The 25774-nt window shown below is 52.5% G+C and carries 20 protein-coding genes, 1 tRNA gene and 1 pseudogene; 5 read left to right on the top strand and 17 right to left on the bottom strand.

Translation table 11 applies throughout. The features are described from left to right. Positions 1-20 precede the first annotated feature (20 nt). The 6 genes from KJS57_RS11065 to KJS57_RS11040 all read right to left on the bottom strand — a co-directional run bounded on the left by KJS57_RS11065 (position 21) and on the right by KJS57_RS11040 (position 7996). Complete coding sequence (locus tag KJS57_RS11065; RefSeq protein ID WP_211021121.1) at positions 21-917, bottom strand: carbohydrate ABC transporter permease; 897 nt, start codon at positions 915-917, stop codon at positions 21-23. Between the two features lie 18 nt (positions 918-935). Continuing rightward, entirely contained in the window at positions 936-1895 is a 960-nt protein-coding gene (locus KJS57_RS11060) for an ABC transporter permease (protein WP_213654817.1), read from the bottom strand. Between the two features lie 33 nt (positions 1896-1928). Next, a complete protein-coding gene (locus tag KJS57_RS11055; RefSeq protein ID WP_211021119.1) occupies positions 1929-3515 on the bottom strand; it encodes an extracellular solute-binding protein in 1587 nt (528 codons plus the stop codon). 122 nt (positions 3516-3637) lie between these two features. Continuing rightward, positions 3638-5248: a response regulator transcription factor gene (locus KJS57_RS11050; protein WP_213654816.1), complete on the bottom strand. Its 1611-nt coding sequence runs from the start codon at positions 5246-5248 to the stop codon at positions 3638-3640. Between the two features lie 3 nt (positions 5249-5251). Next, entirely contained in the window at positions 5252-7045 is a 1794-nt protein-coding gene (locus KJS57_RS11045; RefSeq protein ID WP_213654815.1) for a sensor histidine kinase, read from the bottom strand. Between the two features lie 72 nt (positions 7046-7117). After that, positions 7118-7996, bottom strand: a complete 879-nt coding sequence (locus KJS57_RS11040; RefSeq protein WP_306434217.1) for a helix-turn-helix transcriptional regulator — start codon at positions 7994-7996, stop codon at positions 7118-7120. A gap of 103 nt (positions 7997-8099) precedes the next feature. On the opposite strand from KJS57_RS11040, the gene KJS57_RS11035 reads away from it, so the two are divergent. Then, positions 8100-9638, top strand: coding sequence for a sulfatase family protein (locus KJS57_RS11035; RefSeq protein ID WP_213654814.1), 1539 nt, complete (start codon positions 8100-8102; stop codon positions 9636-9638). Positions 9639-9743: 105 nt separating this feature from the next. On the opposite strand, the gene KJS57_RS11030 is transcribed toward KJS57_RS11035, so the two are convergent. Then, entirely contained in the window at positions 9744-10277 is a 534-nt protein-coding gene (locus KJS57_RS11030) for a chromate transporter (RefSeq protein ID WP_211021116.1), read from the bottom strand. 14 nt (positions 10278-10291) lie between these two features. Further along, the gene (locus KJS57_RS11025; RefSeq protein WP_211021115.1) at positions 10292-10927 is read right to left on the bottom strand and encodes a chromate transporter; all 636 of its coding nucleotides are present in this window, start codon (positions 10925-10927) and stop codon (positions 10292-10294) included. Between the two features lie 274 nt (positions 10928-11201). Here KJS57_RS11025 and KJS57_RS11020 point away from each other — a divergent pair, with 274 nt between their 5' ends. Beyond that, positions 11202-12392, top strand: coding sequence for an ROK family protein (locus tag KJS57_RS11020; RefSeq protein ID WP_213654813.1), 1191 nt, complete (start codon positions 11202-11204; stop codon positions 12390-12392). A 216-nt stretch (positions 12393-12608) separates the two neighbouring features. Then, complete coding sequence (locus tag KJS57_RS11015; RefSeq protein WP_213654812.1) at positions 12609-13637, top strand: LacI family DNA-binding transcriptional regulator; 1029 nt, start codon at positions 12609-12611, stop codon at positions 13635-13637. A gap of 32 nt (positions 13638-13669) precedes the next feature. On the opposite strand, the gene KJS57_RS26840 is transcribed toward KJS57_RS11015, so the two are convergent. From KJS57_RS26840 to KJS57_RS11005, 3 genes and pseudogenes are all read right to left on the bottom strand, one after another. Beyond that, entirely contained in the window at positions 13670-15883 is a 2214-nt protein-coding gene (locus KJS57_RS26840; RefSeq protein WP_505870896.1) for a carbohydrate binding domain-containing protein, read from the bottom strand. Continuing rightward, positions 15866-16894, bottom strand: a pseudogene (locus KJS57_RS26835) (alpha-amylase family glycosyl hydrolase); the annotation flags it as partial. The gene KJS57_RS26840 and the pseudogene KJS57_RS26835, both read right to left, overlap by 18 nt. 584 nt (positions 16895-17478) lie before the next feature. Continuing rightward, positions 17479-17565, bottom strand: a tRNA-Leu gene (locus tag KJS57_RS11005). Between the two features lie 177 nt (positions 17566-17742). Between KJS57_RS11005 and KJS57_RS11000 the strand changes: the two genes are divergently transcribed. After that, a complete protein-coding gene (locus KJS57_RS11000; RefSeq protein ID WP_213654811.1) occupies positions 17743-18123 on the top strand; it encodes a YhjD family protein in 381 nt (126 codons plus the stop codon). 138 nt (positions 18124-18261) lie between these two features. On the opposite strand, the gene KJS57_RS10995 is transcribed toward KJS57_RS11000, so the two are convergent. From KJS57_RS10995 to KJS57_RS10980, 4 genes are all read right to left on the bottom strand, one after another. Beyond that, positions 18262-18606, bottom strand: a complete 345-nt coding sequence (locus KJS57_RS10995) for a carboxymuconolactone decarboxylase family protein (protein ID WP_211021112.1) — start codon at positions 18604-18606, stop codon at positions 18262-18264. Positions 18607-18676: 70 nt separating this feature from the next. Next, complete coding sequence (locus tag KJS57_RS10990; protein WP_211021111.1) at positions 18677-18892, bottom strand: hypothetical protein; 216 nt, start codon at positions 18890-18892, stop codon at positions 18677-18679. A gap of 161 nt (positions 18893-19053) precedes the next feature. Then, positions 19054-19386, bottom strand: coding sequence for a hypothetical protein (locus KJS57_RS10985; RefSeq protein ID WP_211021110.1), 333 nt, complete (start codon positions 19384-19386; stop codon positions 19054-19056). A 103-nt stretch (positions 19387-19489) separates the two neighbouring features. Next, on the bottom strand, positions 19490-20062 hold the full coding sequence (locus tag KJS57_RS10980; RefSeq protein ID WP_211021109.1) for a xanthine phosphoribosyltransferase: 573 nt from the start codon (positions 20060-20062) through the stop codon (positions 19490-19492). A gap of 103 nt (positions 20063-20165) precedes the next feature. Between KJS57_RS10980 and KJS57_RS10975 the strand changes: the two genes are divergently transcribed. Then, positions 20166-21206 carry a YkvI family membrane protein gene (locus tag KJS57_RS10975; protein WP_213654810.1) on the top strand — a complete coding sequence of 347 codons (1041 nt, stop codon included), beginning with the start codon at positions 20166-20168 and terminating at the stop codon, positions 21204-21206. 32 nt (positions 21207-21238) lie between these two features. On the opposite strand, the gene KJS57_RS10970 is transcribed toward KJS57_RS10975, so the two are convergent. Next, on the bottom strand, positions 21239-24445 hold the full coding sequence (locus tag KJS57_RS10970) for an AAA family ATPase (protein WP_213654809.1): 3207 nt from the start codon (positions 24443-24445) through the stop codon (positions 21239-21241). After that, positions 24445-25761: a metallophosphoesterase family protein gene (locus tag KJS57_RS10965; protein ID WP_213654808.1), complete on the bottom strand. Its 1317-nt coding sequence runs from the start codon at positions 25759-25761 to the stop codon at positions 24445-24447. Before KJS57_RS10965 ends, KJS57_RS10970 begins: the two co-directional genes overlap by 1 nt. Between the last annotated feature and the right edge of the window lie 13 nt (positions 25762-25774).

Genomic DNA, 25774 nt, shown 5'->3' with positions numbered 1-25774 from the left:
CCCTCCATTGCCATTTGCCATTATCCTTTAATCGATCCGATCATGACGCCCTTAACAAAATGACGCTGCACGAAAGGATACATAATCAGTACCGGCAGACTGGATACGATAATAACCGCATATTTAATGCTCTCGGAAAGAAGAATCTTCTCCTCCATTCCGACGTTGCCGCCGTCCACGCCCGCAGACTGGCTGATCATCAAGATTTCCCGCAGCACCAATTGAAGTGGATACAGATCTTCCGTGCGGATATAAATCAGCGCATTAAAGAAGGAGTTCCAGTGGCCGACCGCATAGAACAGAACCATGACCGCCAAAATCGGCTTCGACAGCGGCAGAATAATGCTGATCAGTAGCCGCCAGTTGGAGCAGCCGTCGATATGGGCCGCCTCCTGCAGCTCCCAAGGGATGCTGGATTGGAAATACGTTCTCATAACGATCAGATTGTACGTGGAGATGGCCCCGGGAATAATGAGTGCCCACATTGTATCGACCATACCCAGGTTTTTGACGAGCAGGTAACTCGGAATCAAGCCACCGCTGAAGAACATAGTTAGTGTAATAATTAGCATGAGTCCCTTACGCCCCGGTAAATCCGGTCTTGATAAAGGGTAAGCCGCCAACAGTGTCATAGTAATATTGATCAGCGTACCGACGACGGTGTAAAAGATCGAATTCCGGTAACCAATCCAGATCTTGTCGTTGTGCAAAATGTTATTGTAGGCATCCAGTGTGATTCCCTTCGGAAGCAGCCACACCTCCCCGTTCAACACCCTCGCCGGGTCGCTGAACGAAGCGCTGACTACAAATACCAAAGGATAGAGCACGATGATAATAATCACCGCTGCGATGAAATATACGAGAACATCGAACCAGCGTTCATCCGATGGACCTTTCACGATTGCTTCTTTAGGCATTATTCGTCTCCTCCTCCATTACCAAAGGCTCGTCTCCGACGTTTTCCGTGCGAACCGGTTCACCATCAGCAGCAGCGTCAGGTTAATCAAGGAGTTGAATAGCCCAATTGCAGCGGTGTAACTGTATTCTCCCTTCAAAATCCCGGTGGTGTACACGAAGGTGGAAATGACGTCGCTCGCTTCGAGGTTCAAGTTGTTTTGCATGAGTAATATTTTCTCGAAGCCGATGTTCATGAATTGGCCGATGTCCAGAATGAGCAAAATGACGATGACAGGAACGATCCCTGGCAGAGAGACGTGCCAAATGCGCCGCATGCGGGAAGCTCCGTCCATCTTGGCCGCTTCGTACAGCTGCGGATTGATACCGCTAAGCCCCGCGATGTAAATGATCGATTGCCAGCCCATGTTTTGCCAAATGTTCGAGCCGATAAAAATCGTCTTGAACCAGCCTGCCGATTCCATGAAGCGGGTCGGCGATCCTCCCAAAGCCTGAATCAGTGTATTGATCGGGCCGGTAGGCGAGAGGAACACGGTTAAAATTCCTACGATAACTACAACCGAAATAAAGTGCGGGATGTAGGTAATGTTTTGCAGCAATTTGCTGTATGTTTTGCTGCGAATCTCGTTAATGAGTAATGCCAGCATAATCGGGATCGGGAAAGCAACCAGTAAAGAAATCAGATTGATGGACAGTGTGTTCCAGAGCAATCGCCCGAAATAGTAAGAATCGAAAAAACGCTTGAAATGCTCGAGCCCCACCCAACTACTGCCAAGGATTCCCTTGCCCGGGGCGAAATTTTTAAATGCAATCTGCAGCCCGTAAAGCGGGCCGTAATGAAACAGCAAATACCATGCGATCGGCAAAAGCAGCATGAGATACAAATCGTATCTCTTGGCGATCTGCCGGATAAGGCGGCTGCCCCGTTCCGGTCGGAACTGGGGCGCCGCGGCAGTCTCATGGATTTCTGCGTTCTTCATGAACATCCACTCCTATCCCATAGAGGATCTGCCTTATTTAGCCATCTTGTCATATGCGTCTTGATAAATTTGCTGAAGCTCTTCAATGTTCATCTTTTTCAAAGTGGACTGGAATTCATCCCACTTGTCGAAGCTCAATGAACCTGCAATGAATTTTGTGCTTTGTTCTTCATAATACTTGTCGATATCATTGCGGAGCATATTCACCTTTTGAGCTGTTGCTTCGTCAAACATCGGAGCCGCATAACGGATTTTCGGCATGTACGGGTCCAGCGCCTTTTGCGCTTCCTGAACTTGCGGAGGATTGATGTACGAACCGACGTATTCACTGATCAGGTGAGGCGCGCCTCCGCCGGCATATGGCGTAAGCTTCGGTTGAGTCTCAGCCGTCGAGAACTCAGGCTTGTAGGTTGGAATTCCATCTACCAGCTCGTAGTGCTCGCCTTCCCGGCCGAATCTAAGCAGGGTCGAGCCTTCGTCGCTAAAGAAATAGTCGATCCAACGCATGGACACTTCAGGATATTTATTGACCGAAGTGATGGCAAATGCACCTTGGTCGCGCGGAACCGGAGCGTTTTGGCTTTGCAGTCGATCGCCATGCGGTCCTTCAAACGGTGCGATACCGGTATATTGATCGGAAATCGGCAGGAAGTTATTATTCGTCTGGTCAAAGAATATCCCTGTATTGCCGGAACCTTGTTTCGCCAAATATTGGGCTTCGGTTTGAGAGAATACTTCATGATCCAGCAGATTTTCCGCATACAGCTTGTTCAGGTACATAAGCAGTTCTTTGTTGCGCTCGCTTCCCATCCAGATTTCGACCTTGTCGTCTGCAATGTTGACGTTATAGCCGAATTGAAGGTCAAGACCGAACGATCCGCTGAAAGCAGCCACAATAGGAAGTCCAACCACACGAGAGGTCATAGGAATTTCATCCTTCTGTCCGTTTCCGTTCGGATCCTGATCGCGGAAAGCAACCAGCACATCATACAACTCATCAAGAGTTTCGGGCACCTTCAGGTTCAACTTTTCCAGCCAGGCCGTATTAATCCATCTCTTGTCTGTCCGGGCCGAATCCAGCGTAACAATGCCGGGAATCGTATAAATGTGACCTTCTGGCGTAGTGATCGATGCGCGAATTTCAGGATACTCTTCCATCAGTTTGTTAAGATTCGGTGCATAGTCCTTAATCAAATCTTCCAATGGAATCAGTTGCCCGCCGGCTCCGTAACGCACGGCTTCCAATGGAGTAATATTCGAGCGGTACATGATGTCAGGCAACTCATTGGATGCGAAGAGCAAGTTTTTCTTCTCCGGGAATCCGTCTGTCGGCGCTTCAATGAATTCCATCTGGACGTTGCTCATTTTTTCGTAATCCTGAAATACCGGCATCTCCTTGAAAGGTCCGTTGACCGGAGCGATCCGGGTGAACATTTTCAGCTTCACCGGCTCCTGTACAATCGGGAACCCATCTTTACTTACCGTCTGATTTCCCGTCCCCTTGGATGGCTCAGCAGCTTTGTTGCCATTGTTGCCATTGTTGCCCGAGCTGCAGCCCCCGAGCGCCAGAGCGGCAATAATCATCAAGCTCATCGCCGTTCTTCTCCATTGTCTTTGCATTACGAATACGACCTCCTTCATCTAGTTCCTTGCCTCGTGTTGTAAGCGTTTCCTTTGATGTGTTCCCATTATAGTTCAGCCGCTCGAACTGCAAATTCTACATATTTGACTATTTACTATACTTATTTTACGGATTTACTCACCCGGGCCGGCCGGCTCATATAAGCATGCGGCGTCATGCCGGTGGATTCCTTGAACACTTTGAAAAAGTAGTTATATGTGGTGAAGCCTACCTGGCTGCTGATTTGTTTAACTGTAAACCGCCCGCTCTCCAGCAGCTTGCAGCTTGCGTCAATGCGAACCCGATTCACATATTCGGAGAAGGTCATCCGGGTCTCTTCCTTGAAAATCCGGCTCAAATAAGAAGTATTCAGCCCGATTGCCCCCGCTGCCAGCTCCAGCGTAATGTAGCTTTGATACCGTTCCAGAATGAGCATGATCGCTTGGGAGACATGCCTTGAATATGGACCGGATGCCTGACGCTCGCGAAGCCGGTCCAGTAAGCTCTCAAAGTAAGTAAGGAGCCATTGTTCGATTTCCGCCATGCTTCCGATATTCTCCAACTCTTCCCGGGAAGGTAATCCGACCGCCGCGGCATCGTCCATAGGCACGGTCTTCTCTCCGATCGAGAGTAATTCGCTGACGACCATCTGGACGCTTTGCGAATGAAGCGGCAGCTTCCGAATGGAGGTAAAGACGGCGGAGATCAACCGATGTACCTCTTCCTTATCAAGTCTTTCAATAGATAGAAGAAGCTGCTTCTGTTCCTCAATGGTCAACGAAAGACGCGGGCTGCTTGAACCGCGGTCCTCCTCCTTCAAGGAGGAGGAGGACGCATCGATGGACCGCTCCGCCCCGCGGTAACTGGCTTCGAGCTTGGACATACTGCCGCAAATATGCCCGACTGCATAAATACATTTCAAATTCAGGAACAGCTCCAGCGAATGGCTGACATTGCTCATGAGCCTTGCAGCTTCACTGGCGGCGGCTTGTTCGCTGCGCTCCTTGAAGGCAAACACCACGCCCAGGCGGCCGTTCTCCACATATACCGCCATCCGCTCAGCGGGATCTCCAAGACTCTGCTGTACGAGTTCCACGGCTTGGCGGACCAGACGGTTGATCTGCATATCGCTGCGCGATTCTGTCAGAAGCCGGAACGGGACGATTTGGACCGCGGCTGCCGCAAACCGCACCGAATTGGCAAATAGCCGACTCTGCCGGATGTCCTCCTCCAGCGTTTGCGCAGCGCCCGGCACGCCGATAAGCATCTGAGCTACCGATTCGCGCACAGATTCCATCCCTTTCCCCTCGTCCGCTTCTCCGCCTGCCACCCTGGAACCAAGCTGCTTGGCTTCTTCCTGCAGCTCCTGCTCCGCTTTTTTCAGAATGGTGATCAGGGATTGTTCATCCAGGCGGTGTTTGAGCAAGTAATCGACGGCTCCGTTTCTAAGGCATTCGCGCACATAATCATAGTCATCATAGCTGCTGAGCATAATCGTCTTTACGGCCGGATAATGTTCCCGGATCGTCCGCTGAAGCTCCACTCCGTTCATGCCGGGCATGTTTACATCAATGATGGCAATATCCGGCTGCGATTGTTCCATAGCCTGAAGAGCCATAGACCCGCTGTACGCTTCACCGCTTAATTCAAAACCATGGCTCTTCCAATCCGACATCGCCCCCAAATGGTGATGCACCAGCGGTTCGTCATCTACTAACATTACTTGAAGCATCTGCTAGCTCGCCTCCCTTGGAGATTGTTGGACCTGATCTATTTGAGGGAACCGGATTACAACCTTGGTGTACAGCCCTTCTTCACTGAACAGCTGAATTCCGTAGGGCTCCCCGTACATGATCCGGATTCTTTCATGCACGTTGCGCACACCCATGCCGCTAAAGCGGGACGGGCTCTCATTCTTGCCGGCATCCCCCAGAATGGAATCGATTTTCTCCTTGGATATTCCCGGCCCGTTATCCACAATTTCAATCATTAAGTCCCTTCTTTCCCCGTACACCCGGATGAGAATGAATCCGCCCTTCGCGGCCAAGCCTATTCCGTGCTGGATCGCATTTTCCACGATCGGCTGAAGCATTAGCTTCAATACCCGGCATTCCAGTAAAGCGTCATCCTCAACCTCGATATGGACAGGAATCGGTTCCATGTACTTATACTTCACGATGGAGACATAACAGTTCACATAATCCAGCTCCTCCCTGACTGTCAGGAACTCGTTGGAATTGCCAAGCACGCTTCGCATGAGTTCGATTAAGGAGCCGGATACCTCTTCGATATTCGGTACTCCGTTCAAATGGGCCAGGTACTTGATCGTATTAAGCGAATTGTAGAGAAAATGGGGGCGGATCTGCGCCTGCAGCGCCGTCAGCTCCGCCTCGTGCTTCGCCTGCTCGCTGATCCGGATGTCCTGCATCAAACGCTTTAAATCATCGATCATGCTAATGAACACCCGGTACAGATCGCCGATCTCGTCCTTCGTTTTGATTTCCGTTTTCGGAAAAGACAGATTTCCGTCCTTGACCCGCATCATCATCGTTTTTAACCGCCTGATTTGCAGGGTCGTACGCGAAGACATTTGCAGCGACCCGAGCAGAACCACGGCGAAGACAATGACCGAGACCTCGATCATCAGGTTACGGATTCGGACGGACTCGCTCAGCAGTGAGTCAAGGGGGACAAGCGCCCGGGTAACCCAGCCGGTATGCTCGGAGCGTTGGGTTACGACGATATAGGATTTTCCATCGATCTTTTGCTCCTTAGCTCCTTGGAACGTTCCCGCATTCCCATCAATGACTTGCTGCATTTGCGGCGAGACCGAGGACGGGGCGGAATCGGACTGGTACACAAGCTCCCCTTGTTCGTCCAGGACATAGAGGATGCTGTCGGCAGTCGGTTTCACGCCGTACGTATTGCGGATGAAATCATACTTCAAATCCACCATCACCACGCCGATCGTCTCCCGGTTATACCGAATGACCCGCCCGACGGAAATGGCGTCCGAGGTGCCTTTTTGCTTGAAATAGGCATGGCGTTCTCCGTTGCTCAACATGAATTCCATCGTCTTCGTGTCCAGAAAACTGCGGTCGATCCACGGACTGCCCGTAAAGAATACTTTGCCGTTTAATCCGATAACCGCTATCCGGGATATATAAGGCTTGTAAGAGAACAGTCCCGATAGAAACTCGGTAAGCCTCTTCTGCTCCTGAAACCATTCGTAGCTGATTTCTTCACTGGGGCTTAGCACCGTATCGATCACCGTGTTCTTGTTCGTAACTGCGACCGTGTTCAGACGATCGATCTCCTCCAGCATGAGGTTGAGCGATTCATCGGCTTGGCGGATACTGTCCGCGACAGAAGTGACGGCGTTATGCTTGATCGTCTCGCGCATGTTCATGTAGACAATCGAGGCAATGGTCACGATGGAGAGAAGGCTGAGCAGCCCGAAGGCAAGAAATATTTTCCCCTGAATGCCAAGCTTCGGCGAAATCTTGTTGAATAGAGATGACAATTTCAAGTTAGCTCCTCCTTTATAAAGTCTCAGGGAAAATCACATAAAGTAAGCGCTGTCAAAAAAGCGATTCACTCTTCAGCCGCTGCTGGCCGAACGAACGTATAGCGGCGGCTTCTTGTAAAAGGACTTGAACGCCCGCGTGAACGTATACAGGTTCGGATAACCGAGCGATAAAGCGATTTCCGTCACGCTCGCATCGGTTTCGACCAACAGTCGCCTGGCCTTCTCCATGCGGATGTTCTGAATATATTTTTGCGGGGAGACACCGACCTGATTGGTAAAAGCAGAGGAAAAATAGGAACGATGAACGCCGGCAAACGCCGCGACCTGCTGAACCGATATCCCCTCGGTAGCGTGAAGCTCCATAAAATCCATGCATTCGCGAATCCAGCCGGAAGGTTCCGAAGCATGTATAGCGGGCGATTCCGTCATCAGACCGGCCAACAATTCGCAGGCCAATCCCTGGAGCTCCAGTGAAACCGCCGGATTCCACCGCTCGAATCGCGCCATCGCGCCGAGCATGCGGTCCAATGCATCCTTAAGCGGCGGCGTCATTTTGTCGTTTACAAACGGCCGATCCGGTGTAATTCCGGCAAGCTTCAGCAGGGGCATGACCCGGCCTCCGTCCAGAGCCAGCCAGTTCATACGCAAAGGCTGTTCCGAAGGAAGCAAATAGTAATGGTAAGTCTGTCCCGGGAAAAGGCAGAACAAATCATCCTTCTGCAATTCCACCTGCTGATCCTCATATTCGAAGCTGATCTTCCCTTCCAGTACAAAATGAAGGCTGTAGCATTCAATTCTTTTCGGACCCACCTTGTAATTAGGCTTAGCGAGACTACGGCCCGCTCGAACAGGCCATAGCTGTCCCTCCCGATCCAAATCTCCGGGCGTGTAATAGATAAACTCGGCGTATTCGTAATCATATTCCTGCACATTCCATACCGCCTGAGACATAATCCCCCTCCTTAAATATAACAAAATGACAATTTCAATCTAACACTAAGCTATTTATAAATCGTTTACATTACAATATTATCATAATAGGAGGCGATTGAAATTGTCCAGTAGACCTAACATTTTACTAATCACAAGCGATCAACAGCATTGGAATACGATCGGTGCGTTCAATCCCGAAATATCCACGCCGAACTTGGATCGGCTGGCCCGGCAAGGAACGACATTCGGAAGGGCCTATTGCCCGAATCCGACCTGTACCCCGAGCCGGTCCTCCATCGTTACAGGGATGTATCCGAGCCAGCACGGAGCATGGACGCTGGGGACGAAGCTTCTGGAGGACCGTCATACCGTCGGAGAGGATTTCAGCGAAGCGGGGTACAAGACCTCTCTGATCGGCAAAGCTCATTTCCAGCCATTGAAATCCACGCCGGAATATCCTTCGAAGGAAGCTTATCCGATTTTGCAGGATTTGGATTATTGGAAGGGATTCAATGAGCCTTTCTATGGCTTCGACCATGTGGAGCTTGCCCGCAACCATACGAATGAAGCCCATATCGGCCAGCATTACGCGCTATGGATGGAGGAACAGGGCTGCACCAATTGGAGGGATTATTTCCTTCCGCCAACCGGAACGATGGACCCGGCGCAAACGTACAAATGGCCGATCCCCGAGAAATACCACTACAACACCTGGATCGCCGAGCGGAGCAATGCACGTCTTGAGGAGCATAAGAAATCCGGAGAGCCCTTCTTCTTATGGGCCAGCTTCTTCGATCCTCATCCCGAATATTTGGTGCCTGAGCCTTGGGATAGGATGTACGATCCGGATAACCTGACCATTCCTGCCCTGGTGCCTGGAGAGCACGACAAGAATCCTCCGCATTTTGGCTTAACGCAGGAAGAGAATCCGGATTTCTCCCATCTGATGGAGACGGGGTTCGGTATTCACGGCTACCGTTCCCATCATTATTACGAATACGGAAAAAAAGCGAGATTAACCGAATATGACAAGAAGAAGCTGGTCGCCGTTTATTACGGAATGATCAGCATGATGGACAAATATATCGGCAAAATCCTCGATAAGCTGGATGAACTGGGGCTGTCCGACAATACGCTCGTCGTCTTCACGACCGATCATGGCCACTTCTTCGGTCAGCACGGTCTCCAGGCCAAGGGCGGATTCCATTATGAGGACTTGATCAAGCTGCCGTTTATCGTCCGCTATCCTGACCAGGTACCCGCCGGCAAAGTCTCAAACGCAATCCAGTCCTTGGTGGATTTGGCGCCGACCTTCTTATCGTTTTGCAATCTCCCGATTCCATCGTCCATGACCGGCGTCGACCAAAAAGACGTATGGCTTGGCAGCAAGGAACTGGCGAGAGACCACGCTATTTGCGAATTCAGGCATGAGCCGTCGACAATTCATCAAAAGACGTACGTCGATAATCGGTATAAAATTACGGTTTACTACAATCAGACTTATGGGGAAATTTTCGATCTTCAGAAAGACCCGGCAGAGCTTCATAACTTATGGAGCGAACCGGGATGTGAATCCTTGAAAAGCGAGCTGCTGCTTAAATACATTTGGGCCGAACTCGGCAAAGAACCGTTGCCTATGCCGAGAATTCATCATGCGTGATGTCACCGGTTGTTTCGTCTGAGTGGAAGTCGAGTGGAAGCCGGGAAACCTATTTGAATGCAAAAAGCGTGAGTGTAAGGGTGGAGACCCTACGCTCACGCTTTTTTAAAAAATAACGATACCTGCCACAGCGGCCAGCAAAATTACGCCAAAGGGATGGACCTTGTATTTGGTCACCAAGGTGAGGCACCCGGCACAGATCAGCAGCGTCCCGGCCATAGACCAGCTCAACAGAGATTCGCTCCGCCCGCTAAGACCGAAGTGGATCGCGGCGTAAATAATTAACCCCGTCACAACCGGACGCAATCCGTAAAACGACGATTTGACCAAATCATTGTTCTGCAATCTTATGAAGGAAGCCGTTAAAATAATTACGATAATTAAAGATGGCAAAATGATGCCGACCGTGGCCGCCACGGCCCCCAAAAAACCGCTTTGCGAGTATCCGATCAATGTGGCGGTATTCGTCGCAATGGAGCCGGGTGCCATTCCCGCCAAAGATACGATCTCCTGAAACTCTCCGGCCTCCACCCAACCTTTACCTGCCACCTCCCGCTGAATTAGCGTCATTACCGCATAGCCGCCTCCGAACGAAATGAGCCCAACCTTGATAAAAACCAAAAACAACTGCCACAACATGCGATGATCACCCTTCAGATGTAGTATTCCGGGAAATGCAACTCCCGTTTCTCTTCGGTCTGCTCCTTTTCCGTTTTTACGAACATCCCTTTACTTCGCTTGAACAAGACGATAGCTATCCCGGCAATCGGACCGCCAAGGATTAGATAGAAAGAATGAATTCCCGTAAATAACAGAAGAATTACCGCAGAGGCCGCAATGATCAGCGTGGCGGTATCCAGAACGGATGATTTCCACATCTTGAAGGCTGCTAAAATAATTAAAGAAATGACCGCGGCATGAATGCCTTTCAGCGCGGCTTCCACCTTTGCGTTATCTTTAAAAATGACACTAAGAAAACTTAGCAGAAAAACAATGAAAAAAGTAGGCAGCGTTATCGCCGTTACAGCAGCCACCGCCCCCAGTACACCTCCGAGACGATAGCCGATAAATGCGGCGCAGTTCACCGCAACTCCCCCGGGAGCTGAGCCCGAGACGGACACCATGTCTCCCATTTCCTTTTCATCCATCCATCGCCTCTTACAAACGATCTCCTGTTCGATCGTGGCGATCATCGCATATCCTCCCCCAAAAGTGGAAGGACCGATTTTCAGAAAGACACCAAAAATATTAAAGATTAGTTTCATTTGCCGGGTAACCGTATGGTTCATCCCATTTCACCCTCTATTGTCTCGTTATGCTCATCTATAAGAAGCTATTAGCATTATAGCACATTAATTTCATTTTGGATTAAAGTTTTAGCCTACAATTGTAAATAATCCGATAAAACCTCATAATAGGTCTATATAATATAGATTTTAGCCCGAGAAAATTCCATTTTGATATTATGTCGACTATTCTGATGATATTAGCTGGAAATAACTTATTGATGCCGTTATACTTGTGATATCCCGACTAATTAACTTGGAAATGGAGAAAGTACATATGATGCCTCATTCCAATTCTTCGATAAAAAAACAGGTTTACGATCGGATTTCCTATCTCGGGACCGTCTCCAAGGCCGATTTGTTGACTCATTTTTCTTTGACCAGCAGCAGCATGACCCGCCTGCTGGATGAAATGTCCTCACAAGGTTTGATCGTTGTCTCCGGACTGGGCAGTTCCACCGGCGGGAGAAAGCCGATTCTTTTCCAGACCAATCCGAAATACCGTTATATATTCGGTTTGGAAATATCCCGCATTTACTCCACGCTCGGCTTATATGACATGCACCTCAATACCATATCCGTGACCCGCTGGAAAATGGACGGCACTATGACGCCCGAGCGGCTAGTTTCACATGTCACGAATGGAGCCCGGGGATTTCTCTCCGAGCACGGAATTTCGACTAGCGACGTTCTAGGCATAGGAATCGGCGCGGTTGGCCCGCTGGATCAAAAGAACGGAATCATTCTTGAACCGGAATTGTTCCCGGCTCCATCCTGGACAAACGTCCCGATTTGCGAAATGCTGGGGGAGTCGCTGGGGATTCCGGCCAAACTCGACAATGGTGCAAACACGGCCCTAATCGGTGAACATTGGGCGCTCCGGACCGAAAACATCCAGCACGCCCTCTACGTCCACGCAGGGGTTACCATTCGTTCGGCCATGATGTCAGGCGGGCAAATTCTTCGGGGTGCTGTCGATACCGAAGGGGCGGTCGGCCAAATGATCATTCAGGCTAACGGGCCAAGACTTAGCGGCAAAGGCAACTACGGGGCATTGGAAGCATTCGTGTCGGTACCGTCCCTTGAGGAGCGTGTCCGCACGCAGTTAAAAATAGGACGCAGCAGCCTGCTGTCCGGCCTTTCTCCGGAACAGGTCAACTTTGCCACCTTGGTCGACGCCCTTTCGCAAGGCGATCTTCTGGTCACGGAACAATTTAAGGAAACGGCAGCTTACTTGGGGATTGGACTGGCTAACCTGATTAATGCCCTGCATCCGGAGTACGTGATTTTAGGAGGGCCTCTCGTCAGCGCGCATCAACTGGTCTTGGATGTCTCGCTGGAGGTCGCCAAGAAGAACATTTACCACTTTCCGGAATACAGCCCGATCTTTACTCAGGGCGTGCTTACCGATGAGGCAGTAGCCACCGGAGCGGCCATTATGATTCTTCAGTCATGGGAAGGAAACTAGGGTCATCAAGGATTTACTTGGACTGGTAAGCCGAGCAGTGCATACACCCGGCTGCTTGCCCTGCCAGGTTGGCGCTTGAGCATGGACGGAAATGTCTTTCATGAGAAACTTCATGGTCGTTCCATGCAGGATATGGTATATTGTGGTTAAACGGGTTCAATTTTTATGTTTTGTTGTGAAACCGGTTTCCCTAACCTAATGCCGGGAGGAATGCTCATGAAAGTTACGATCCAAGATATTGCAAAGGCAGCCAACGTAGCGAAATCCACCGTATCGAAAGTACTTAACGATTCTCCGAAGATCTCCAAGGAGACCAAAACCAGAGTACGGGAGATCATGGAGCAAATGAACTACACACCCAGCAGCATCGCAACGCGCTTGGCTAAGCGGAGTAGTCATAATATAGGGATGCTCATTGATATGGCCCGGGAGAGCGAGTATATGAACCCGTTCTTCCTTAATATCATATCCGGTATCGAGAGCGTCATCGGCCCGATGAAGTACGAATTGACGATTGCCAATATGCAGCAGGACGACCCGGAACGTAACGTAATAAACCGGCTTGTCCGTAGCGGCCGCATCGACGGATTGATTGCTAACAATGCTATTATGAGCGAAGATATGGTCAAGACATTGAACAGCCTCGACTTCCCTTTCGTGACGATCGGTGAATTTCATTCCTTTCCTGTACCATGGGCGGACTATGATAATGCCGAAGGGGGCCGGATGCTTACCGGTCATTTACTTGATGAAGGCTATCGCGACATCGCTTTTATCGGAGGGGAACCGTTAGAGAGAATCTTCACCAAACGCCACCAAGGATACAGGCAAGCCCTGCTGGAAGCCGGAATACCGTATCGGGAAGACCGCACCATTCACGGTGTAGCCGATGAGAATCACGGCTATCAAGCCGTACTGGAATTGCTAAGAAGCGATCATCCGCCGGACTCGCTCGTGTGCATGAACAATTACTCCGCCTTTGGGGCGCTAAAGGCAATTCAACAAGCGGGTATAGCCATCCCCGGTGAAATCGGTATCGCGACTTTTGACGATTACCCGTTCTCGCCGCATACGAATCCGCCGCTTACAAGCCTTTTTATCGATACATTCCAGTTGGGCGCTACGGCGGGCAGAATGCTGATCGAAGTAATGAACCAACCTGACCTTCCTTATCCTTCCTTACTTCTTCAACCAAAACTTAATATAAGGGAATCAACCCTCAAAAGAAAAGCCGGACTGGAGTGAGACTCCTGTCCGGCTCTTTCTTTCCTTTATTACTATAAATCCTTCCAACGAGCGACGGTAACCGGGATGGTCTGCGCGCCTCCGGACGGGCTCAGCGTCCGATTATTGACGTCAGCCCCATTGGCTCCAACTTCTACGCTTGTCCATGAGCCCCTTGTAAATTTGTATTGAACCGCCGTCCCCGTCGGCCAGTTCAACGTAATGCTATAAGTTCCGTCGCTCTCCTTCGTCAACTGATATGCAGGATCGGCCGCATTCCAGCTGTTAAAGCTGCCGGAGATATACACCGGACTGTCAATCGGTGTGTTCGTCGGTACTGATACCCGGAACGTCACACTGTCCGCTTGCGGTTCGCCCGGGCTCAAATTCCCGTTCACCAGGCTCGACGGTCCGCTTCCAAAGTGATAATTATTTCCTCCATTATTGTCCCACGAGCCCGCTCCGTTATTGAACGCTGCCGTCAATCCCGTAGCTGAGCCAAGATCAATCGCGGCGACGCTGTAGCCGGCGAACGGTGAAGAACTCATTTGCACGCCCGGTGCCGTCGTCCAGGTCGTAGATCCGTCCAGTTTGTAATGAATGTATTTGGAGGAGAACGAATCGTTCTTGTAGTAGATCGTAGCCGTATTCCCCGCTTGAGTCGTGACGGTAGCGGCCGCGCTCTCAGCAGATACATTACCCGCCGCATCGTAGGCCTTCACCGTGTAATTGTAAGTTGTGTTTCCAGCCAAGCCAGTATCACTATAGCTTGTTGTAGCCGTAGTTCCGACCTTCGTTCCGTTGCGGTACACTTCGTATCCGGTCACCGCCACGTCGTCCGTTGACGCCGTCCACGTTACGGTTGCTGAAGTACCGGATGCCGTCGCGCTCACGTTTTGCGGCACGCTCGGGGCGTTCCCATCAACGATTGGCCCTCCCGCTGTGATATGGCCGGTCGGGGTGTATGTCCATGTGCCCACGCCGAAAAGATAGTTTTGCGAATTGTTGCTGTCCCACGTTCCGGCGCCATTATTGAAGCAGGCTTCCAACTGGGTAGCCGTACCGATGTTGATCGTGATTTTGTTATAGCCCGCATATTCTGAGGCTGGGATCGGTACGCCCGGAGCCGTCGTCCATGTTCCTCCTGCCGGACGATAATGAATATACGGTGTCGTAAAGCCTTGTTTATAATAGATCGTCACATTATTGCCTGCTGCCGTCGTAACAAGCGCTGCTGCACTGAACGCCGACAAGTTGCCCGCCGCATCGTAAGCCTTCACCGTATAGGAGTAAGACGTACTTGCCGCTAGCCCCGTATCCGTATAAGAAGTTGTAGCCGTAGTTCCAACCTTGACCCCATTTCTGTAAACTTCATAGCCTGTGACGGCGACATTGTCACTCGACGCGCTCCATGTAATGGTTGCTGAAGAAGACGAAGATGCAGTAGCGCTCACGTTCTGCGGCACGCTCGGCGCCTCCGTGTCCGGTGCTCCCGTCTTAACCGTTGCCGGTGGCGAGCTGGCTACGGACTTGTTGCCCGCCGCATCATAAGCCTTTACCGTATAGGAGTATGTCGTATTTACCGACAGGCCGCTATCGATATAAGAAGTGCCGTTCGCCGTTCCGACCTTGACGCCGTCCCGGTAAACTTCATAGCCGGTAACCCCGACATTGTCGCTCGATGCCGTCCAGGTTAGCTTCACGCTAGTAGAGCTTTGAACGGTTGCCGTGACATTACCCGGCACTGTCGGAGCTGTCGTATCCGATTGCGCCTTCGCATATATTTTGGACGAGTTGGCTCCGATGCTGACCGTAATCTGCTTGCCCGTCACTCCCCCGGAGGCCACGGTTACCGTGTCGGAAGTATTGAGCTGATTCACCAGCACAGTTCCGACAGCAAGCGTGCTTTCGGCGCGAAGCGGGATCGTCACCGTCTGCGTACCGCTGGAAGCGTTACTGAAGACGGAAATGACTTCTTGACCCGTGTTGGCACCGTTATCCATGCGGCGGGAGAAAGCATACAAGTTCTGAGCCGACCACATTTCACGCTGGGTGCCTTTGCGCAGAGCCTCGTAATTTTTGCGAATCTGATTTAGCTTCGCCACATATTTATAGGTGCTCGTATTTTCGTTGAAATAGTCTTGAATGACATTGCCGTTGGCGTCGCGCTTCACCATCGACCAGCGGTTCCACGTATCGGCGATGCCTCCGGTAATAATGGAGCCGTTGCCGTTCCCCTTGTTCTGCTCGGTGCCTTGGAAGACCACTGGTACACCGCGTACCGTAAAGATAAAGGTCAGCGCGTTTTGTAATTTTTCGACGCTTCCTCCCGCTTCGGTTAAGAACCGGTTACGGTCGTGGTTGTCGATGAACGTTACCATATGATTGGCGTTGCCGTTATAGTATGAGTCCTGAGCCAATGTGCTCTTGATGTTGGATTCAAAAGACTGACCGTAAGCAAAGCTGTTCAGAACCGAGAAGAACAGCGGGAAGTCGAGCATTCCCCATTCTTTGTTCTGGCCTACCCAGCGCGAGACGAATTCCGCGTTGCCGTCGAAATTTTCCCCGAACGTATTCACGCCGAGCAGGTTCTGCAGTTCGCCGATGTCCGTCGGCTTGATCAGCTTCGCCGCATCCACGCGGGCTCCGTCGGCTCCCGTATAATCGAACCAGCCTTTAATCGAACTAAAGATGGCGGATTTGGCCGCAGGCACGTCGAAGTCAATATCGTCGAGTCCGGCCAAGTCGTGATTCTCCATGTAGTCCTGGGCCCATTGCGTGTAGTTGCCGTCAACGAGCGACCAGTTGATATCCCCGTTGTGATGATACCAGGAAGGATTATTGAATGGAGCCGCCGGCTGCAGGCTCGGAATGTCATAGTAAGCTTGCGTTCCGAGCATGTAATCTCCGACATGGTTCGGCACGACGTCGATGATGACCTTGATGCCGAGCGCGTGGGCGCTGTCCACGAGTTCCTTCAGCTTTTCCTTCGTACCGAAGTATGGATTCGCGGCGTTGGGATCCTTCACGTTGTAACCGTGATAAGCTGTGTTGCGGCCGGTCCCGTTATTGTCCCGGTTCGTCATCTGCGGCTCGGCGACAGGAGAAATCCAGATTGCCGTATAGCCCATGTTGTGAATATACGGAAGCTTATCAATAACTCCCTGCCAATCCCCGCCCTTCATGTAGCGGAAATCTTCCTCGCCGTTCTCGGCATACCGGATGGCAGTTCCCGTGGCATTGTTCGACTTATCACCGTCGTGGAACCTGTCCACCATGATTTGATAGATGGTGTCGTTCTCATCCACGGTGCCAATACTTGCGGCGTGCGCTTGTTTCGGTGCAACAATGAACGCATTCACGGTAATCGACAGGAACATGATGGCGACCATAAAGATTTGAGTTAAGCGACGCTTATTAATCATCAATTTAATCCCTCCTTTGATTTATAAAGCGCTTACAAAAGGTAGTTCGTCTCTCTTCCCGTTACTCTTATCTGCCAACCTGCCACTGTTGTATGCTACTGTTTGTCCGGCTGCGAACTCCGGCTTGCCGATTTTATTCCTTTCGCGAACCTTACGCTTCCGCTCAGCTCCTTCCAGGTTCATATAATTTCACCACAAAGGGAAACCGGTTTTCCAACAAGAAAATATCATGATTTTGCGTTGTTGTCAATATATGGATTATTAAAAGCTTTTTCCAAACTTCTCCTCTGATCTTGTCGTCCAGCGCTCCGTAAATGTCATAAATATCTTGATCCGTCGAGACATTTCCTTCAAAAAAAGAGGCAACTCACCTGCCCGTTCTTGCGGAAGAAAAACAAAAAAACTCCAGATTTCTCTGGAGTTTAGCATGTTATGTATGGTGCGGTCGAGAGGACTCGAACCTCCACGGGGGTTAGCCCACACGGACCTGAACCGTGCGCGTCTGCCAATTCCGCCACGACCGCATGTTGTCTGACTTGCAGGAAAGTGTTTTCCGCAGCGACAAGATATAATATACCACGCCGGTTATTGCGAGTCAACAGAAATTTAGTTCAAGCACTTTTAATCTCATGGGAATCGGGTTAAAATAGGAACACAAGTTCCCCTTATAAATATGATATGTATACAAAGGTGGTGTTCAAATGAAGGTTCCCGGCATAACGGACGAAGAATTGGTGCTAATTCGAAGCGTAATTCTACTCCTAATCACCCGTCGTATTTTGCAGCGTGATGCCCGTGTTTTAAAAGAATGCAGCGCTTTGAGGAATCCAGAACTTTATACAGATATGATCCATATCGCAGAACAACGCGCATGTTTGATTCAGGAAGAGATTGGGGCGGAGCTCCAACAACTCGGAATCACATTAATCGGACTACACCAGGACGATCAAGGGGTTGAAGCCGAATATCTCTGCAGAGAATATCGGGGTCACATGAAAATATCGTGGCAGGCTCTCCAGAGGGAAACTTCTTTCCGGATCCGAGCCTATTTAGGAAGCGCTGGGGTTCCTCTTCCAATGTGATCAACAAGTCGTCGTTCTGATCGTAAAAAAACACCCCTACAGACCAATACTTTCATCTGCAGGGGCACCTTGAACCGGTAATTTTTATATTTTCATTACGGTTTCCTTGGGTAAACACACTAGTATCTTGCCACGGCGCTAGTTAATCGGAGTTTCCCCCAAGGCTTCCTGAACCCGGATCACGCCCTGAGACAAAGCATTTCCGGCCAGTGCCGCCGAGGCGACGGCTACCGTCTCCAGAAGCTCCGCTTCGGACGCTCCTTTGGATTTGGCTTCAGAGGCGTGATAATACGTGCACACTTCATTGTTGGTGGACAACGCAATGCCTAGGGCAATGAGTTGCTTCGTCTTTGCATCCAGCACTCCGTCGCCAAAGCTTTCTCCGGTAAAGGCATGGTAAGCCTCCGTCGCACCGGGAACCGCTTCTCCGTAATGACTGATCTGATCTTTATAAGCCTTGATTTTGTCGTTGACGAGTGACATAAGGTATTAGCTTCCTTTCTGCAGGAGATTAACTTCCTACCTTACGTTGTCCCGCCATGCCAAAAATATGCTATTCCTCCGGCAAAACCCTCGGTTCCCGGGAAGGACGGTAGCTATAGCTCCGGTCCAGCTTGACTACGTTCCGGTTCGGTCTTCGAATCAATACATGAGTTTCATCCCACGCGACGACAATGCCCCGGATATCGTTCTCGGGGATCGCGTCCCTCACAACGCGCACCTTTTCCCCGGACAATCTATATTCATTCAACTCTTCATCGGAAATCATTGCAAATCACCGCCTTATAAGAAACTTACATTCATTATCTTAACAAAAAAAGACTCCGCAGCAAACTGACGGAGTCCTTGAATATTCCATACTTTCTATCCGGCATCACTTAGTCTCATCAAGAACCGACCGACCAGCCTGCGGCTAATTGTGATACACCCTTAACGCTGAGCATGCTCCTTGCTGTCGTTCTTCTCAAACCAGAAATCAAGCACTTTCGCGGACATGACCCGTTGCTGCAAGTAAACAACCTGCTGCGGACTGAACTCCTCTTTCCAGGCAACACCGAGTTCCTCGCACAGCCCCGCGATCGTCAGCAGTTGTGACCAGGCCACGTAGCGCTTATACCAGAAGAACTGGGGATGCTCAAGCATATAGGGATAAAGGTCATCAAATTCCGTATGTTTGCAATCCAGGGCACGCTCGAAAGTCACCTTGGCTTCGGACAATTTTGAAATAAAAAATTCCGCGTTCACTACAGATTCATTCCCCATTTTGTAAGCCTCCTCTCCCTAGTAATCCTCATTATAACGAAAAAAAAGAGGCCTGCAAAGAACTGTTGCAAAATTGGAACCAATTAATTTTCATGTTTTCGTTCTAGTCCGCGAAAATGATGTCTCCGCCCTCAAGCGAAGCGATTTTAGCGAGCGACTCCAAACGCACTCCCTGCTCGCGCAACGCATTCGCACCGAGCTGGAAGCATTTTTCGACCACGATACCTGCGCCGACCAACGTTGCTCCGGAACGTTCAATGATTTTCACGAGACCTCTGGCTGCATCTCCATTTGCGATAATGTCGTCGATGAACAGAATCCGGTCATCCGGCGAAATAAATTCCCGGGAAATCAATATATCCGTCACGATGCCCTTCGTAAACGAAGGAACCCGTTCGCATAGCATGTCCGGTTCAGCGAGCAGCGTTTTTTTGCGGCGGGCAAATACCAGCGGCACCCCAAGCTCATAGGCCGTAGCAAAAGCGACGGCAATTCCTGAGGATTCAACCGTAACTACCCGGGTTACGCCGTCATCCCGGAACCGTTCCGCAAATTGTTTGCCCATTTCCATCGTCAGCGCCGGATCGACCTGGTGATTCAGCAGCGCATCCAGCTTCAATACCTGATCCGATACGACCACGCCCTGCTCCACGATTGCTTGTTTCAATTTCTCCATTCCATTTCCTCCCGAACTAGATCTCATTTAGAGTTTGAGTCATGTCCCGTTCCCGGACAACATACCTTGTACTATATATAGCACATCGGCCGGGGGGAAAACCATGAAAAATGCCGTAAAAGTTATGCAAATCGCTTTCACTTATATCGGCACCGTCGTCGGCGCCGGCTTTGCTACAGGCCAGGAAATACTCCAGTTTTTTACCCGATACGGCAAATGGGCGGCCTTGACCATCCTCCTGTCAACGGTTCTGTTCATTTGGCTGGGCACCAAAATGATGCTGCTGGCGAGACAAATCAAAGCGGAATCGTATGAGGATCTCAACCGCAAGCTATTCGGCGACCGGATCGGCCAAAGTCTAAGCCTGTTTACCATGGTTGTTCTGATCGGCGTCAACAGCGTGATGCTGGCTGGAGCCGGATCGGTATTTATGGAGCATTTCGGAATGCATTATCAGATCGGCTTGTGGATCACGCTCATTTGTACCTATCTGTTGCTTGGACGAGGCATCGGGGGCGTTATGAAGCTGAATTCCATCGTCGTTCCCATGATGCTGACCTTGTCGCTGGCCATCATTTTCAATACCGCGGGCTCCCCGGGGGCGTCGCGGTTCTTCACCATTACCACAGATGCTCCTTTGCTCGCCGCCTGGGCCTCACCGCTGATGTATACCGCCTTTAATTTGTCGATGGCCCAAGCCGTGCTGGTCCCGATCGGCAGCCATACGGAGAGCCGCAGAACCATCGTTTGGGGCGGCATTCTCGGCGGTGCGGGCGTCGGGTTTATGCTGATGGCGGGACATTTCGCCCTCTCGGCCTACATGCCCGGCATCGTCCAGTTCGAAATTCCAATGGGCAGCATCGCCCAACAGCTAGGCACCGTCATTCAGCTCATTTATATCGTTCTCATTTTTATGGAGATCTTCAGTACGTTCGTCGCCGATGTATACGGGGTAACCCTCCAATTGAAGCAACGCCTGAAAATCTCTCCGAAACTGATCTCCATCAGTATTCTGATCATCTGCTATCTGACAAGCCAGTTCGGATTCAGCGCGCTCTTGTCTATCCTCTATCCCGCGTTTGGTTTGTTCAGCCTGCTCTGGGCGGTCATGTTAGGATTGTATCGGCCAAACGATAGGTCGTAGCATCCGGCCGCACAATGCGCTCTTTACGCGGATTAAGACATCTCAATGATCTGCGCTCCCGGAAACTGGGCTTTAACGCTATCAACCACATGAGCATGGCATGTCATCATGATCACTTGGTGCCGCTCCGAAATTCGCTTCAGCACCGACAAGGTGCCTTCCATGCGTGCCGCATCGAAATTCACGAACAAATCGTCAAGCAGGACGGGCATCGCGGCTTGGCCGGACACAGCTCCAGAGAGAGCCAGCCTCATGGCCAGATACAATTGTTCGGCCGTGCCGCGGCTTAAGTACGAGCTGCTGATCGGGCCATGATCCCGGTGTTCCGCCATCAATTCCTGGCTTCCCATCTTCATAAGGATGCGCCGGTAGGTCCCGCCGGTCATTTCCGCCAAATAGGCTGACGCGGCTTGAAGAACCTGAGGCTGGCGCTCTTCCTCGTAAATTTTGCGGACCCGCGTAATCAACTCGTTGCATACCGCCATGACCGCATAGCGGTCAACCGCCCCGTCCAGCGCGGCCTGCTGTTCCGCTAGCTGCTGCTGCAGATCCTCCTGAAGGCCCCTTGCCTCCAGGCTCTCTTGCTCTTGCAGCAGCCGGCCTCGCCGTTCTTGCAGCTGCCTACGCTCGGCTTCTGCTTCCTCGAGCTTCATCCTAGCCGCTTCCGCGGACCGTGTCAGTATTTCCTCCTCCTGACCGCGCAGCAACTCCTCCAATTCAACCCGCTGAGGCTCACTCATCGAACTGAACAGCACAAGCTCCGCTTGTCGCAGCTCGGACTGAAGTTGCTGCTTTCGCTCCGCTTCGGCCCCGTAGCGCAAATATGCTTCTCCATCTGCCGCTCCACTTTCCTCGAGCAGGTGGCGCTCGGCGGCCTGAACCGCTTCCTGCCGATCCATGTTTCGTCCAAGCTCCTCTTCCAAAGGGATTCGCTTGTCCGCAAGCCGCTCGCGCCTTGCCTTCAAGTCAAGCTGAATTTCCAGCTCTGCCAGAGCTCTGCGCAGCTCGGAGGAAGCGTTCCAGACAGGGGATCCATTCCGATCTCCGGTCCATTCCCGGCAATCCCTTTCGAATGCATCGGCCGCTTCCTGCAAAGCGGTCATCTTGAGGGACAGAGCATCCAGCCGTCCGAGCCAATCCCGGCCTTGCTCGGCGAGCCGGAACACATCCAGCGCCGCCTCCGGGGACAGCTCGCCGTGTAAATGCCGCTCCTGCAGCCATTCTTCCCATTCCTGCGAGAGCCCGGCAAGATGGGATTCCCTTCGAGACATTTCTCGCTCCAATCCTTCCAGTTCCCGCGCTTTTCCTTCCGCCTTAAACAGGCAATCCTCGGCTGCCGTTTCCAAAGCTTCATGCCGCTGATCCCACAGCTGCCAATTCTCCATCAGCTTGCGGAGCCCGCGTTCCTCCTCTTCCAATGCCTGAGGCTCGACGTCGACCCAGCCGGCATCTACACGCCCCGCAGCCGACAGAGGGTGCGTGATAAGCCGGGGCAACAGCTCCCGCAGTCTCCGCTCATCCGGTGAGGACGATAGGGGCGCCTCGCCGTGAATGCTGCGGCGACGCATTCTCCTGCCATCCGCTTGATTCCGGCTTCCCGACAATAAACCGGATGCCAGATACACATCGAAGCCCAAGAGGACAATTCCGCCGAGCAAAGCGCTCCAGCCGGATTTCGTCGTGAACCACAGCGCAGCGGGGAGCAATATCGTCAGGATAGCCGTCCCGGCCAGTAGCCGGCCGTACAGGGAACGAACTCGCGCTTGCGCAGCCTGCTCCGCTTCCGCCGCTCGCCGGTCCTCCTGCCGGGAAGCCGCTGCTGCCCGCCACCGGTCAAGCAGCACGCTGATCTCGTTCCACAACTCACGGATCTGCAATCGCTCCGCCGGGACTAAGTCCGCAAACTGACGGCGTCCGGCCTCCCTGCTCTCCTCAAGCCGCTGCGCAGCCTGAATATACGCGGACTTCAGACCAGCCGCTTCGCGTTCGAGCTTGTACCGCTCATTTTGAAGCATGTCCATTTCCTTGTCATAAGCATGAAAACGGCTCATATACTGCCGCACCGTCTCCCGCTCACCAACGGTTCCCGCAAAAGCCCGCAGCCGCTCCGCGGTCCAGTCGGCATGAATGCTCCGCAAAACCTGATCCAGCTTGGCCTGCATCTGCTCCGCTTCCGCTCGGAGCCCGACGAGGTCCTGCAGCCCGCTCTCATACGAGGGCAGCCGACCGGCCAAAGCGCGAAGCCCGGCCTCCCGTTTAAGCACATCCGGCTGCAAAGCGAGAGCATTCTCCTCGCCTTGCAGCGCGGCGATTCTCCTTCTCAACTCGCCTGACTCGAGCCGCAGGCGTTCTTTCTCCTCCTGCAGACTCTGCCAGCGGGACAGCCCCTGCTCCGGAAAAGGACTGCGCTCCGGCAGCCCGTCCAGCTCGGCCCGCAGCGCCTCCAGCCTGATCCAATCCGGCCCGCTGGAGGCCGCCTTCTTCAGGAGAGAAGCCGCCCGTCCGCGTTCGGACAGTGCCGCTTCGACCGTTGCTAAACCGGCGTCAACCTCCTCCAGCTCCCGGAGCACCTCCTGATAGCGCGGAAGCAGCGATTTGGCCGCGCCGGCCTGGCGCTCGAGCCGTTCCACGGCTTGCAGGATCTGCGCTATCTCCTGGTTCCGTCCCCGCGGCCGGTACAGCTTGTCCATTTCCTGGACAAGCTTCTTCTCGCCGCGCAGGACGGCGGCGCCTCCGCCGATCCCCGCGTGGAACAGGAAGCGGCTCATCTCCTCCGATTGAAGCGCCGACACCTCTTGCAGCTCCGTAAGGGAGACCGCGAACAGCTGGCGGAACATTTCCTTGGACATGCCGCCAAGCAGCTCGCGCTGCATCTCCTCCTGAGACAGCTCAAGGAGCTGCCCGTCCGCGCCGGTGCGGGTAATCCGCAGCCGGTCCCCCCGTGCGCCCGATAGGCCGGCCCCTTCCGGTGGCTGGGCGTAGCGCTCGATCAGCCAGCGCGTTCCGTCGTCGCCGGAAACGGCAAGCATCCCGCCGTGCGTTCCACCGCCGACCGGTTCATACCGTTGCGGTCCGTACGTCCGCGAGGGGATACCAAATAGCATGGCCCGGACAAAGCCCAGCAGCGTGCTCTTCCCGGCTTCGTTCGGGCCGTATAGCACGGTTACCGGACCACCGAGCTCCACCTGAAGGCCATGCAAATGGCCAAATCCGCTAACTTGCAGCTTCTCCAATCGCATCAGGCGTTCCCTCCCTTAGGTCCCTCTTCGGTCAGCAGGGAGGAGGCCAGCTCCTGGGCCCGCTGCAACAAATCCAGCCGCTCCTCGGAACCCAGCGATTTCATCAGTCCGCGCAAATAACGGTGCTCCTGGAGAGGCGCAAGCGCGGAATCCACCAGTGAATCCCTCAGTTCCGGCTTCTTCTCGGCCTCGTCCGCCAGCCTCAGCAGTTCGCCGAGGAAGCTGTCCTCCTGGACCAATTGGCTCCTGTCAAAATCCACGCCCGTCTTTACCTTAAAACCGACGGGCCACACCACACCTTGTAGAGCGGTCGACGGATCGTCCTCCATCCGCATGCTCTCCCGGCGCTGCAGCTCCAGCAGCAAATCAGCGCATTCCCGGCCTGATTGGAGCATATGATGCAGCGGTCCGCGTCCGGTAAACGTAAACCGGATAATACCGGTTTTGCCGCCCGCCGGATCCCTCGAGTCCTCCAGCAGTTCTTCCACCCGCTCCTTCCAGGCCTCTTCCGTGGGCAGATCTCCGATCGGCACTTCCAGTTCGGTCCACCGGACATGGTCCAGCTCGCGGAAATGGAGAACGGCTTTCCCGTCCTCCGGGACATCCACGATATAACAGCCCTTCGGCCCGGTTTCTTTTAAACTTCGGCCCTGCAGATTGCCTGGGTATACAACCCACGGGGACATACTAAGTACCTGACGCTTGTGAATATGCCCAAGCGCCCAGTAATCATAGCCAGAGTCCCGCAAATCCTTCAGCGAACAAGGGGAATAGGCATCGTGGCCTTCCTGTCCGTCCACGTTGGCATGCAGAAGCGCAATATGAAAGAGAGCGGAATCGGGATCCCGCCGAAACAGAAGCGATGTATTCTCCGTTACCGATGCCGTCGGATAGGATATCCCGCTGACCACCGCGACAGGTTGTCCGTCGCTGCGCCGTCGTGCCGTAACGCTTTCAGGCCGGCTGCCTCCGAAGACCGTCACATTAGACGGGCTGGAGAGGCGCATCCGGCTGCTGCTTAGCGGATCGTGGTTCCCATGGATGATGTACACCGGAATTCCGTGCCGCTCTAACTTATCCCATGCTTCCTTAAGCCGCAGTTGGGCCCGGAGCGAGGAATCCGACGCATCATATATATCGCCGCTGACCACCAGGAAATCCGCCGCTTCGGACACGGCAAGGTCCACCAAATCGCCGAGCGCGGCGAAGGTGGACTCCCGAAGATGGCTGCGCAGCCGGTCCGGCAACCCGGTCATTCCCGAGAACGGGGTGTCCAGATGCAGATCGGCCGCATGGATAAATCGAAATGCTGGCATATAATTCACTCTT

The organism is Paenibacillus vini (assembly GCF_018403325.1).
Classification (GTDB): Bacteria; Bacillota; Bacilli; order Paenibacillales; family Paenibacillaceae; genus Fontibacillus; species Fontibacillus vini.
This window is presented reverse-complemented; position numbering and strand designations above follow the sequence as displayed.